General features: G+C 40.1%; 9 protein-coding genes. 5 read left to right on the top strand and 4 right to left on the bottom strand.

The features are described 5' to 3' along the window. Window positions 1–9: 9 nt before the first annotated feature. Window positions 10–927, top strand: a complete 918-nt coding sequence (locus tag H5058_RS09470; protein WP_089368647.1) for an ExeA family protein — start codon at window positions 10–12, stop codon at window positions 925–927. Between the two features lie 11 nt (window positions 928–938). Beyond that, the gene (locus H5058_RS09465) at window positions 939–2,054 is read left to right on the top strand and encodes a general secretion pathway protein GspB (protein WP_182677833.1); all 1,116 of its coding nucleotides are present in this window, start codon (window positions 939–941) and stop codon (window positions 2,052–2,054) included. Between the two features lie 7 nt (window positions 2,055–2,061). On the opposite strand, the gene H5058_RS09460 is transcribed toward H5058_RS09465, so the two are convergent. Beyond that, complete coding sequence (locus H5058_RS09460) at window positions 2,062–3,255, bottom strand: HD-GYP domain-containing protein (RefSeq protein ID WP_182677831.1); 1,194 nt, start codon at window positions 3,253–3,255, stop codon at window positions 2,062–2,064. Between the two features lie 120 nt (window positions 3,256–3,375). Further along, window positions 3,376–7,179 (bottom strand): bifunctional proline dehydrogenase/L-glutamate gamma-semialdehyde dehydrogenase PutA, encoded by a 3,804-nt coding sequence (gene putA, locus H5058_RS09455; RefSeq protein WP_179808038.1) that lies wholly within the window; start codon window positions 7,177–7,179, stop codon window positions 3,376–3,378. A gap of 169 nt (window positions 7,180–7,348) precedes the next feature. Between putA and H5058_RS09450 the strand changes: the two genes are divergently transcribed. Then, window positions 7,349–7,831 carry a winged helix-turn-helix transcriptional regulator gene (locus H5058_RS09450; RefSeq protein ID WP_011328920.1) on the top strand — a complete coding sequence of 161 codons (483 nt, stop codon included), beginning with the start codon at window positions 7,349–7,351 and terminating at the stop codon, window positions 7,829–7,831. 67 nt (window positions 7,832–7,898) lie between these two features. Here H5058_RS09450 and H5058_RS09445 read toward each other — a convergent pair whose 3' ends face one another. Continuing rightward, on the bottom strand, window positions 7,899–8,504 hold the full coding sequence (locus H5058_RS09445) for a TIGR04211 family SH3 domain-containing protein (RefSeq protein WP_011328919.1): 606 nt from the start codon (window positions 8,502–8,504) through the stop codon (window positions 7,899–7,901). Between the two features lie 216 nt (window positions 8,505–8,720). Between H5058_RS09445 and H5058_RS09440 the strand changes: the two genes are divergently transcribed. Continuing rightward, window positions 8,721–10,241, top strand: coding sequence for a CYTH and CHAD domain-containing protein (locus H5058_RS09440; RefSeq protein ID WP_182677829.1), 1,521 nt, complete (start codon window positions 8,721–8,723; stop codon window positions 10,239–10,241). A 60-nt stretch (window positions 10,242–10,301) separates the two neighbouring features. On the opposite strand, the gene H5058_RS09435 is transcribed toward H5058_RS09440, so the two are convergent. Next, entirely contained in the window at window positions 10,302–11,822 is a 1,521-nt protein-coding gene (locus H5058_RS09435; protein WP_011328917.1) for a S10 family peptidase, read from the bottom strand. Window positions 11,823–12,174: 352 nt separating this feature from the next. Between H5058_RS09435 and H5058_RS09430 the strand changes: the two genes are divergently transcribed. After that, window positions 12,175–13,440: a diguanylate cyclase gene (locus H5058_RS09430; protein ID WP_011328916.1), complete on the top strand. Its 1,266-nt coding sequence runs from the start codon at window positions 12,175–12,177 to the stop codon at window positions 13,438–13,440. Window positions 13,441–13,483: the final 43 nt, after the last annotated feature.

The following is a 13,483-nucleotide window of genomic DNA, read 5'->3' as shown; positions in this document are numbered from 1 at the left end:
AATACTCAGGTGTATTTAAGCTATTTTGGTTTGCATGAAAAACCCTTTTCAATCTCGCCTAATCCCCATTATTTGTTTTTAAGTGAGCGACATAAAGAAGCGTTAGCGCACCTTACCTATGGACTAGGTGAAGACGGCGGCTTTGTATTATTAACCGGCGAAGTGGGTACCGGTAAAACAACCATTACTCGCAGTATGCTAGAAAAACTGCCAGAGAATACTCAAGTTGCGATGATCCATAATCCGGCATTATCAGAGCTTGAGCTCTTGGCGAGTATTTGTGATGAGCTTAAAATTAATTATGATGCACAAAATGCGAGTTTAAAAAGCCTTACCGATGTTATAAAAAAGCACTTAGAAGCAAATAATAAAGCGGGTGGGCATACCATACTTATTATTGACGAAGCGCAGTTACTTGCTCCCGATGTACTAGAACAACTGCGCCTACTAACCAACATAGAAACCGATCATAAAAAGCTATTACAAATAGTGCTGGTGGGGCAACCTGAGCTGCAAGTATTATTAAAACGAAATGAGTTAAGGCAGCTTGCACAGCGTATAACAGCTCGCTATCACTTACTGCCTTTAACACAAGGACAAACGGTGGCATACATTAAGCATCGTTTACATATTGCAGGCTGTGATAAAGGTATTTTTTCGTTGGAAGCAATGCAAAGCGTTCATCAACTTACCGGTGGCGTGCCACGATTAATGAACTTAGTGTGTGAGCGGGCGTTAGTAGGGGCATTTGCAAAACAGCAATTAACAATAGATAGCGAGATTATAAAAAAATCTGCTCAGGAATCATTACCACCCGATTTTATTGCGGCTAATAATACGCCACCTAAAACCGTGCCATATTGGCTATATTGCTCTGCTTTTGTTGCTTTATTTGCAGCAGGCTTAGGGCTTTCATTTATTTTATAGTTAGGTGATTAATGTCTTATTTATTAGATGCGTTAAAGCAATCGCAACAAGCCGATATAAGCGCCGAGCAGTATGACTTACAGGCACAGCAGGCTAAACAACAACAGTCTCTAGTGCGATACCGCCGCTTGGCGTTTGTGATTGGTGGCAGCTTAGCGGTTAGCTTTAGTGTTGCTGGTGGTTTTGTTAGTGGAAAATGGCTACAAAACAGCTCATTTAATAGTAATAATGAGCAAGTTAGCACTACAGCAATATTAAAAAATACTAATGCCGATAAAGAACCAACAATAACAACCAAATCGGATATAGATAATACAGCAAAATTACAAAGTGCAGAGCAAAACATAGCTGTATTAGCGGCGCAACCATCAGCGCCAAAAACGGCCCCGCCAGACGCAGTAAATACAGCAACTTCCATTCAAGGGCAGTTAGTATATGTACAAACCCCAAGTGGTATTGTACAAATGTTACTTACGCCGCAAGGGCAATATATTCCAATAATGGAAAATCAAGCCACACTCCAGCAAAACCTAAATCCGCAAAATAGTTTTGCTCAGGGTACGTATGCGCAAGGCGCAATTAATCAGCAGGGATATTCACAACCACATTATAATCAACCTAGCTTCAATCAAACGAATAACCAGGCAACACAAGCAGCTGGGCAGCAACCTCAAACAAATATGCCTTCATCGGCATCGCTTGATTTAAGTAAGTATAAAGTGCTTGGTAAACCGCTCGATTCACAAGGCTCTACAGCACAACAAACTAAAAGACCTGCGCTTGGAAAGAGCCCAACATTACTAGAAACAGCTTTTGATCAAGCTATTCAAGATACAGAAAAAACACAAAACTACGAAGTAACGCAAGCAACGCGCAGCTCATCACGCGTGCAACCAATAGAGCTGTTGCCAGATGGATTACAAGCCATGTTACCGCCACTTAAATATCAGGCGCATATATATTCGTCTGCACTCGATAAGCGTTGGATCAAGCTCAATGGTCGCGAGCTTTTTGAGGGCGATAGTATAGGTGCATTAACAGTGCGAGAAATAACACCAGAGCAAAGCGTACTTGATTTTGACGGCTACGAATTTAGCTTAAAGGCGCTACAAGATTGGCCGCAATAGCGGCTAATTAGGGTAAAATTGAATTTTTATAAAAGCGTTGTAAGTCAATATTGTATTCGTTAGTTTTAACTGCCGACTCAAGCGTATCTTGGCTTTTTTTATGTGCTAAATCTATGTCTTGCACTTGGGTGTAGCGCCCATGCTTTGCACTATAGAAAGTTTTAACAACGGGCTTTAGTGGGCTGGCAGGGTTGCTCTGTGTCACCAGTCCCACTTTTTGACTCGAGAGCTTAACCAGTGTGCCTACCGGGTGAATACCGATACACTGAATAAATTTAGTTAATAACTCACTATCAAAACTATCAGGGCAACCTTCTTTTAATATTTTAAAGGCTTTTATCGGCTCCATGCCCGCTTTATAAACGCGCTCAGCAGTGAGTGCATCATACACGTCAACAATTGACGCCATACGCACATACTGGCTTATTTCATCGCCTTTTTTACCAAACGGATAGCCTTTACCATCTAAGCGTTCATGGTGCATACCGGCAATATCAACAGCTATACCTTTGAGCCCTGCAGCTTGTAAAATTTCTTTACTAAAGCGCGCATGATTTTTCATTATTGTAAATTCTTCATCAGTAAAACGTCCTGGCTTATTGAGTACTGCATCGGGAATTTTTATTTTGCCAATATCATGCAGTAGCGCGCCAGTAGTTAGCTGTTCAATTATATTTTTATCTATATTTAAATGCTTGGCAAAAATACTAATTAAAATAGAAACATTAATAGAGTGCTCTAACAGGTAGGCATCTTTTTGGCGCATTTGAGTAAGACATGCAAGTGCATCTTGATTTCTAAATACCGAATCCATAAAACCACTAGCAAGCTCTCTAAAAGGCGCTATGTCTATATTTTTACCTGCTTTTATATCTTTAAATGCTTTAATTTGTAGTGATTTAGCTTCATCGTAAAGCTTTTTAGCTTTGCCCATTTCTTGCTCGGCACTGTGCGTTTTTTGCCAAGGATCGCGCTTTGCTATAGGGGAAGGTGTCTTAGCTGGATCTTTTTCAGGCACTGATTCGATGAGGGTTTTATCTGGATCTATTTCAACTTCTAAAATACCGACATTTTTTAATTTATCGATACCGGCTTGAGTTTTAACCCAGCCTTGGCTTTTTATTTTTATACGTCCGGTTTGCTTTGTTACGCTTTGTACAAACATGCCAGGTAATAACTGCGAAATTGGAATGACTTTCAATTTAATTCACTTCATATAAGTATTCTACTGGTTAAAGTAACAAAAATATTACAATTAACATAGTAAAAAAGGCACCCTAAGGTGCCTTTTCATACGAATAAGTAATTAGTGCTAAACTAGTTACTCATCATCTTCAACAAGCGTCATCAGCGATGTATTACCACCCGATGCCGTTGTATCTATACTGATGGTTTTTTCAGTTACTAAACGTTTAATAAGCGTATCGTAATATTCAGAGCTGATCACTGGCAAAATAGCACCTTTACGCTGCGCTAGCTGCTGGCTGAAATAACCAAAGCGAGAAGAGCGCGCTGCAACAACAGCGCCGGCTAAGTGCGGATGTGCCAATATAGCTTGTAACTGATTTGGTTTAGCTACTTGGAACACGCCTTCGGCAACACCGGTGGCAATAAATTTATCTCTAAAGGCAACCGCTTCTTCATAAAATATTTCAGAGGCCACGGTAATTACCGTATTACCCGCAGCAATTGCAGTAATGATCGATAATGCCCAAAAGTTAAACGATGTGCTCTTATCGGCGTAACATACAACACAACCACGTGCTTCAAGATGCAATGTATTAGACTCACCCGTTGGCCCTGGTAATGTAGTAAATTTACGCATGTGCTTTTCTAAGCGATTAAGTTGTGCACGTGCATCGGCAAGTGTTAGTGCTAAATCGTCTGCTAAGTCGTCAATAATTTCAACTGTGGCTATTTTAGCAAGCAATTGACGCACCGCAGAGACACGGTCGTTTAGTGGTGTTGAGCGCCAAATTTTTTCATCGCGCATAGAGTTAATCATTAGCTTTTCTACTTGCTCGTTTGCACCGCTGTAGTGGTGTAAATCCAGCTCGTCTGGCGTTAGATTGGTCATTTGCACGTTTTCTGGTGATGCTTTTTCTTTTACTAAACGTTGTAAGTAGTTAGGGCCACCGGCTTTAGGACCAGTACCAGATAAACCACGGCCACCAAATGGTTGCACACCAACAATAGCGCCAATCATATTACGGTTAACGTATACGTTACCTGCACGCGACATTTTAGCTAGGTATTCACAGCGCTCTTCAATGCGCGAATGCACGCCCATAGTTAAGCCGTAACCTGTGTTGTTTATTTGATCCATAACACTGTCTAGTTCGCTCGATTTAAAGCGTATAACATGTACACATGGGCCGAATACTTCGCGCTTAAGTACCGATAAGTCTTTTATTTCGTATAAACGAGGAGCAAAGAAGTACGCACCATTTACTGTGTTATCTGGAATTTTACACTCGTAATGTAATGTCGCATTACCTTTTAAGTACTCAACGTGATCATTTAAGCTTTTCAATGCTTTTTCATCAATTACCGGGCCTACGTCAGTAGATAGTAACGATGGGTCGCCTATATGTAACTCAGCCAGTGCACCTTTAAGCATTTCGATTATGCCATCGGCAACGTCTTCTTGAATAAACAATACACGTAACGCTGAACAGCGTTGCCCAGCACTTTGAAAACCAGAACTAATTACATCGTCAACCACTTGCTCAGGGAGTGCTGTTGAGTCAACGATCATACAGTTTTGGCCGCCTGTTTCAGCAATTAACGGTACTTGAATATCGCTACGCGCCGCGAGTGTTTGTGAAATAAGCGTGCCTGTTTCAGTCGAGCCAGTAAACATAATTGCTTGAACGCGTTCATCCGGAACAATTGTTTTACCTACGTCACTACCGCGGGCTATTACCGCTTGCACAACATGCTCTGGTAAACCTACCGACAGCATAAGTTCAATGGCACGCAGCGCAATTAGGCTGGTTTGCTCAGCTGGTTTTGCAATAACGGTATTACCAGTCACAATGGCAGCGGCTACTTGGCCTAAGAAAATAGCTAGCGGGAAGTTCCATGGGCTAATACATAAAATAACACCACGAGCTTCAAAGCGCTCATCTTGCGATAGCTCTTCAGCGCGGGCTGCGTAGTAACGACAAAAATCAACCGCTTCGCGTACTTCATCAATACCATCTTTAGCTATTTTACCGGCTTCTTTAATACAAATAGCCACTAGTTCGTCATGATGACGCTCTAAAATATCGGCAACACGGCGTAATAAATTAGCACGTTCTTTTACCGATGTTTGTGACCATGATTCAAAAGCGCTTTCTGCGTTGGCTAGCAAAATTTGCATTTCATCGCTAGATTGCAGTTTTATATGGCCAATTACTTCTTTGTGGTTTGCCGGGTTTTTAACTGCCACAGAGCCCTCAGGTACTTGGCTTGGCTCAATTAAGTGCTCGTTAAACCACAGATCAAGGTTTTCTTTAAACGGAGTGATCACGTTTATATCGGTTAAATCCATGCCTTTTGAATTGGCACGCTCGGCGCCATATAAGTCAATTGGCATTTTAATTTGCGTATTGTATTTATTACGTAAACCTTGCAGTGTTTCTACCGGGTCAGGTAATAGTGACTCAACTGGCTTAGTGGTATCTACAATGGCATTAACAAACGATGAGTTAGCACCATTTTCTAATAAACGGCGTACTAAGTAAGCCAGCAGGTCTTCGTGTTGGCCCACTGGTGCGTATACGCGGCACTGAATTTTTTCCTCGGTAACAATTTGGTCAAATAAAGATTCGCCCATACCGTGTAAACGTTGGAATTCAAAACCGGTGTTATCACCTTTAGCCACTTCTAATATAGTTGCTGCTGAGTAGGCATTATGGGTAGCAAACTGTGGGTAAAGTACATCACGTGCTTCGAGCATTTTCATGGCACACGCTTTATAAGACACGTCGGTGGTTGCTTTGCGAGTAAATACCGGAAAATGCTCTAAACCATCTTGTTGTGTGGTTTTTATTTCAGTGTCCCAATAAGCGCCTTTAACTAAACGCACCATCATTTTGCGACCCACACGGGTTGCAAGTTCAGTTAGCCATTCAATTACAAATATAGCGCGTTTTTGATACGCTTGAACCGCTAAACCAAAGCCGTTCCAACCTGCTAGGTCGTCATCACTAAATACCGCTTCAATTACATCTAAAGAAATATCTAGACGGTCTGCTTCCTCAGCGTCAACAGTAAAGCCAATATCATATTGTTTAGCTGCTAGCGCAAGCTCTTTAAGCTTAGGCACAATCTCGGCCATTACGCGTTCTTTATGCGTAAACTCATAACGAGGATGAATAGCAGAAAGCTTAACTGAAATGCCTGGGCTTTTTATTGGGCCACGGCCATTTGCCGCTTTACCAATAGCATGAATCGCGTTCATGTAACTGTCAAAGTAACGCTGCGCATCTTTCATGGTGCGCGCGCCTTCGCCTAGCATGTCGTATGAATATACATAGCCTTTTTGTTCTTTATCGGCAGCACGTACTATTGCTTCGTCAATGGTACGACCCATAACGAATTGCTTACCCATAATTTTCATCGCAAAGTTTACTGATTTACGAATAACAGGCTCGCCTAAACGACCTATGGTTTTTTTAAGCATACCAAATTGCTGTTCTTTGGTTTTATCTGTGTAGTTAACCATTTTACCGGTTACTAATAGACCCCAAGACGATGCGTTAACAAATAACGAATCGCTGCTGCCTAAATGAGAGCTCCAGTCGCCTTTTGCTAATTTGTCACGAATTAATGTGTCTTGAGTTGCTTTGTCTGGTACGCGAAGCAGGGCTTCGGCTAAGCACATTAATACTACGCCTTCTTCACTAGAGAGTGAAAACTCATTTAATAGTGCATCAACACCGCTTTGACCATCTTGGTCTTTACGAATATTTAAAACAATTTGGCGAGCTCTTTCCCAGGCACGACTTCGTGCTTTAACACCTACTTCAGCAAGTGGTAAAATATGATCGATAACCGCATTTTCGTCGATGCGGTAGAAGTCACGGATTTTTTGTCGAATTGGACAAGTCGTTGTCAAATCGCTATTGAATAACATAAGCAACCCTCAGGAGTGTTAAAACTTAAGGTAAAATTAATTACCACTAAATATTCGTTGGTGTAAGGCGTGCATTCTAATTAAAATTCAGCAGAATATGCTGGTTAAATTTGGCGTTTTACGCTAATTTACAGGGCATATTTTCTACTTATCCGTATAAAGTTCTGTTATGACGAGTCCAAATAGATTACGCCTGCTTGATCGTATCGATTTAGCTATTTTAGACGTTCTGCAACAGAACGGCAGAATTTCAAATGTTAACCTCGCAAAGCAGGTTAATTTAAGCCCCAGCCCTTGTCTTGATCGTGTAAAGCGTTTAGAGCAAGAAGGCTATATTGAAGGCTATGTTGCTAAGCTTAGCGAAGCCAAGCTTAATCAAAGCTTAGTTGCACATGTACAAGTGTCGTTGGTGACTTCAAATACCGCGGTATTTAAAGTGTTTAGAGAACACATTTTAAAAATTAGGCAAGTAGTGGAGTGCGACATGGTTGCTGGTGGCTACGACTACTTGCTGAAGATCAGGGTATCAAACATGGACGAGTACAGGCAAGTGCTTGGCGACTTAGTTGATATTCCAGGAGTGGGGACGCACCACACCTACATGGTAATTGAAAAAATAAAACAAGATCCGGGTCTGCGCCTAGATTTGTAATATAAATTGCAGGCATAAAAAAAGCATCTAATGATGCTTTTTTTATGCGACTAATTAAGTAGTCGTATTATGCCCAGCCTTGGTAGCGCTTACGGCGAGACAACACAATCGTTAATATAATACCTAAAAACAATCCTAAAAATGCAATAGCACCGCCATAAGTAAGTAATTGGCGCTTTTCTTTAGAGCTAGTAGCTTGCTTTAAAGTGCGCTCTTGCTCAAGCGTGGTTTTTAATTGAGTTATTTGTGTAAACAATTGTTTGTTTTGGTTTGTTAACTGCACGTTTTGCTCTTGCAACTGTGGTAATTCAACTTGTGCTTGGCGCAGTTCATTTTGTATTGAGCTCATTTCATCACTTAACGTTTGGTACTGCTTATGTAAGCCAGCTGTTTGTGTGATGTATTTAGCTTCAACCCAACCTTCACGATCTTTATCATCCTTAACTTTTAAAAAACCGTTTTCTTCACTCGATAATAAGGTCAGTTGTGTGCCTGCATCAATAGAGCCGAGTAAACGATAGTTTTTGCTCGCACCAGAGCGCATAAACGTATAAAGATTGTCAATTATATAAGCTGTTTTTGCATTGGTGGGGGCTGCTGTTTGAGCTTCTTCTGCTTGGCTCGCAAATGTTGAGGCTGTTAAAAACAGCCATAATAAACAGTGTTTTAGCATTTATTTACCTTGTTAATCTAACCGTGTCCGTTTAGAACGTGATTTTATATTTCACATAAGTATAGCGATAATATGGATTAAATAGCGCAATAGCAAGGTTGATATTGTAACCGGTGTTATTTTATTAGCGGCCCATTTTGACTAAAATATTTGCAATATGGGGCGGCTTTGTTTATTTTGACCACTTATTAATTTTAAGGGTAATCCGCATAACTAATGGATACTGAGATAGAACTAAAATTTTTGGTATCAGATGCCGTCATTCCACTGATCCCCTCATTAATTACACAATTTGCAAAAACAGTTACTAATAAGCCATCTCGAAGTTTACAAAATGCTTATTATGATACGCCAAGCCGTGAGCTTAGAGCCCTTGATATTGGCTATAGAACGCGTTGTGCTGATGATAAATGTGAGCAAACAATTAAACTCGCCGGTGAGGTTGTTGGGGGCTTACATCAACGCCCTGAATTTAACTTACCAATAGAGTCTAATCGTCCAGATATAATGGCATTTGACCCCTCTATTTGGCCTCATGGCATGCAAGCCAATGTTATTGCAGAAAATATACATCCAATTTTTAGTACTAACTTTATTCGCCGTACTTGGTTAATTGAGACTCAAAACGGTGCAAAAATTGAAGTAGTGCTTGATAAAGGTGAAATTGCCGCAGCGGGTAAAGTTGAGGTGATCAGCGAGCTTGAAATTGAACTTGTTGAGGGCAGCCGTAATGAATTATTTGCGCTAGCCGATAAATTAGTAAGCCAAAACTGTATTCGCTTAGGTTTGTATTCAAAGGCCGCAAGAGGGTATCGCCTTGCTGACGACACGCCACTGCAACCAAGTAAATCTATTGGGTTTGTTAAACTCAAAGGGCAAGTAACCCAAGAGCAAGCATTAATAGAGGCTATGGGTTTTGGTATTCGTTTTGTGCAAAAGCACGAACAATGTTATTTCGATAAGCCAAGTTTAAAAACATTAAAGCGAGTAACCGACGGTATAAGCTTAATTCGTCATAACTTTTGGTTGTTTGACGACATTGTTAGCAAAGAAAGTACTGAGCATTTACGCAACGAACTAAAGTGGTTACTCAGCGAGTTAGCGTGGGTTGAAAATGCAATTCAATTAAAAACCTATACTTCAAAACGCCACGCTTTTTATAAAAAAATAAACAACGCACCGGCATTAACACAAGTTATTAATGACCTAAAAGAGCTACAGCCTAGCATTGACGACATTTATGCGCTGTTTCATAGTGCACGCTATAATCGTTTAATACTGTCGTTAACAACCTGGTTAATAGACAAACAATGGCGCAAGTTTTGGGATCAAAAGCAATTACAAAACGCTGACCAATCGGTAGCCAGCATTGCTAACCGTTTGTTTGATAAAGATTGGCGAAATTTGCATAAGCTGTTACCTAAAGAACAAACTTTAACCGCGAATGATTACCTTAATATACGCACACAATTAGAGAACAGTTTACTAAGTGGTAATTGTTTAGGTGCGTTATTTGATAAAGAAGAGCGCTTAGAGTTTAGACTCCCTTGGCTTGATATTTCTCATGGTATGTACGAGCTTAGTACCCTTGACTATTTAAAGCAGCTTTGCGGTGGTCAAGAAGATGAAAAGCTAGCTAAAATTCAAACATGGCTAGCACAAAAGACAGAATATTTGGTAAGTGCAATGGAGCAAAGTAGATTGGCTTCGTTCGATATAAAGCCTTATTGGCTTTAGATTTACAGAATATGATTAAATAAAAAAGGCTCATTATGAGCCTTTTTTTATATTTGCTGATTAGTATTTAGCAGCTTGGCCTTCTTTAGGTAATGCCGCCTTTATAAACTCACGTAAGTCGGTATTAGAGCTCTCTAAATCCGCATGGCGTAAGTACATCATATGTCCGCTTCTGTAGCCTTTAAAGCTTAAGCGGTCTTGCATTTTGCCACTTGGGTCTAACTGCCATAACGTATATTTAGCATCAAAGTAGTTAGTTGCACCGTCATAATAACCCGATTGAATCATTACCTTTAAATACGGGTTTTGCGCCATAGCTAAACGCAAGTTTTCGCCGGTGTTATTACCGCTTCTATCCCATGGGTGCACATTACCAAACAGGTTATATTTAATATCTGTTTTATAATTTAGCTCTTCACGTAAGTAATGATTAATAGCGGGTGTGAAAGAGTGTAACCACGACGTGAGTTCTGCCCAGTAATCAGGCGACTCGCCCGCATCGCGTTTATCAATACCTAAATAACGCGAGTCTAAGCGTCCTACCATTTGGCCGCGATCACGTAATAGCTCTTTCCAAAAAAACTGCGTTGGAATATCTAAGTTATTTTGCTCTACAAAGGTTTCAGAAAGCCCAGCATATTGCGCCATTTTTTTAATTATGCGGCGCTTTTCATCATCTGCAATAAAGCCGCCTTTAGCCAGTGCGGGGATCAGTTCGTTAATTGTAAACTGCTCAACTTCAGGCAGTAACTCGTCTAGGTCTTTAGCTTGTAAGTTGGCATTTAATGCTTTGTGATACCAAGCTGTAGCGGCAAAGTAAGGCAGGCGGTTAGCTGCTTTAATTGGGCCGTCGCGCTTAATGCCAATATCGGTTGGTGAAACCAATACTACGCCGTTAATGTACATCCATTGGCTATTTTGCAGTTCATGAGCAAGGCCCGATACACGTGTTGTACCGTAGCTTTCGCCAATTAAAAACTTAGGAGAGCGCCAGCGCTCGTTTCTGTTTACAAAGGTATTAAGCCACTCAGCGAGGTACTTAATATCGGCTTTTACGCCAAAAAACTGCTCTTTTTGTTCAGCTTTAGAGAGTAATTTACCGTCTTTATCTTCAACTACGCGAGAGTAGCCGGTGTTTACCGGATTTACATATACAATATCGGCAATGTCGAGCACTGAGTAAGGGTTGTCTTTAACCCCATATGGTTGAATAGGGTAGCCTTCATCATCAATTTTTAATACACGAGGGCCAGTATAAGCAAGGTGCATCCAAACCGATGCCGAGCCAGGGCCACCATTAAACGAAATAAGCAAAGGGCGTTTTGCTCTGTCATCTACCTTATCGCGGGTGTAGTAAGTATATTGCAAGGTTGCTATAGCATCGCCTTTGTCATCCCAAACAGGTTGCGTACCGGTTGCAACCGTATATGAAAAGCGCTGATTATTAATTTTTGCTTTGTGCTCAGTAACCACTTTGCTGTCGATATCAATACGACGCTGGTTATTATCGGCAAAGGAGGCACTACTAAGTGTTAAGGCAATGGCGGCAATAGGTAAAAAAATACTTTGGCTAAACTTCATGAATGACCCTTTTTTATTGTTAATGTTCTATTAAAAGAAATATTCAGTAAAAAAACAAAAGTATTGAGACTAGTTGCCGATAATAGTGGTTGAGTAAATAGAATGTGTAAAAACTTAGCTTTTAACGCTTTGTATCGCTCTTTATTTCGATCGTAATGAAAGTAATGTATATTCGCATCTATTTATAAATAGCAGCTTAAATAAGTGAGATTTACTTTAAAAAAATAGTGGCAAACCGACAGGGTGTGTAATTTGCTTTTTAATAAATTTAAAATCTCATTAAAGGCTTTAAATTTATGATGAACATATGGTTATAAAACAAGTAATTTAATTAGAAGTAAAGAGAAGCCCTATGCAAAGACTGTTGATAGTTGAAGATAGTAAAGTAGTACAACAAGTCCTTCGCCATATATCTGCACAGTATCTTGATGTTGCCATTGATTTTGCTTGGTCTTTATCTGAGTGTAAGGAGTTTGTAAGTAAGCACAGCTATACACTAGCCTTAGTTGATTTAACGCTCCCCGACGCACCAAATGGTGAGGTGGCCAAATATACCTTATTAAAAGGTATTCCTACTGTGGTGCTTACTTCTAAGATGGATGAGTACAAGCGCCTGCAAATGTTAGAATTAGGCGTAATTGATTATGTGATAAAAGATAACCGTGACTCATATAATTACGCTATAAAATTAGTTGCACAGCTGTTGCGTAACCAAGGCTGTAAAGCATTAATAGCCGACGACTCGGTTTTAAGTCGTACTTTAATGAAGCAAATGCTAGAAAAACAATTATTTGCAGTCAGTGAGGCGCACGATGGACGCCAAGCATTAGATATGCTCAAAAACGATGCTGAAATTAAATTACTCATGACAGACTATGCAATGCCAACAATGGATGGTTTTGAATTAGTTAAAGCAGTGAGAAACTTTAGAGGCCGTGATGACTTAGCAATTATTGGGTTATCAGGCGCGAGTAAGCATGGTTTATCGGCGCGATTTATTAAATATGGTGCTAATGATTTTTTAACTAAACCTTTTATGAATGAAGAGTTTCATTGTCGTGTATTGCAAACCATGGAGCAGTTATCGTTAATTGCAGACATTAAAGAAAGTGCTTTTCGAGATCATCTTACCGGGCTTTATAATCGTCGTTACTTTTATCAGTATGCTGAAAAACTACTCAAAAATAAAAATCAGAAAAATAGCTTAGTGTTACTCGATATAGATTTTTTTAAAGCAATAAACGATGAATTTGGGCATGACGGCGGCGATCAGGCACTTAAACAAGTGAGTAATTTAATCCGTACTTCATTTTCTAACAGTACAGTGGCACGTATTGGCGGTGAAGAGTTTGCAATTATATTAACGCAAGTAGAAGTTGAACAAGCCGAGAAGTGTTTAAATTTATTTATACAAAAGTTCGCAAGTTACGACTTTACTATCAGTGATAAAACCTTATCAATAACAGCAAGTATAGGCCTAGCCGAATTTCAAAATACCAGTTTAACCGCTGCTATGCGTGTTGCCGATAGAGCTTTGTATCAAGCTAAGGAGCAAGGGCGCAATTGTGTGGTTTTAAATAGTACTTTGCAGCTAGCAGAGGTTACAGCTATACGTTGAGTTAAATACACACGCACCAATCAAGTATTATATATAAAAAAAC

It is taken from the genome of Pseudoalteromonas sp. SR45-4 (assembly GCF_014163535.1).
Lineage (GTDB): Bacteria > Pseudomonadota > Gammaproteobacteria > Enterobacterales > Alteromonadaceae > Pseudoalteromonas > Pseudoalteromonas nigrifaciens.
Note: the sequence above shows the minus strand (reverse complement) of the source record. Positions and strands in the feature narration are given on the sequence as shown.

Excerpts from the sequence above, each read along its gene's own strand:
- H5058_RS09465 (WP_182677833.1), top strand. The coding sequence starts at position 939 with ATGTCTTATTTATTAGATGCGTTAAAGCAATCGCAACAAGCCGATATA.
- putA (WP_179808038.1), bottom strand. The coding sequence starts at position 7,179 with ATGTTATTCAATAGCGATTTGACAACGACTTGTCCAATTCGACAAAAA.
- H5058_RS09450 (WP_011328920.1), top strand. The coding sequence starts at position 7,349 with ATGACGAGTCCAAATAGATTACGCCTGCTTGATCGTATCGATTTAGCT.
- H5058_RS09445 (WP_011328919.1), bottom strand. The coding sequence starts at position 8,504 with ATGCTAAAACACTGTTTATTATGGCTGTTTTTAACAGCCTCAACATTT.
- H5058_RS09440 (WP_182677829.1), top strand. The coding sequence starts at position 8,721 with ATGGATACTGAGATAGAACTAAAATTTTTGGTATCAGATGCCGTCATT.
- H5058_RS09435 (WP_011328917.1), bottom strand. The coding sequence starts at position 11,822 with ATGAAGTTTAGCCAAAGTATTTTTTTACCTATTGCCGCCATTGCCTTA.
- H5058_RS09430 (WP_011328916.1), top strand. The coding sequence starts at position 12,175 with ATGCAAAGACTGTTGATAGTTGAAGATAGTAAAGTAGTACAACAAGTC.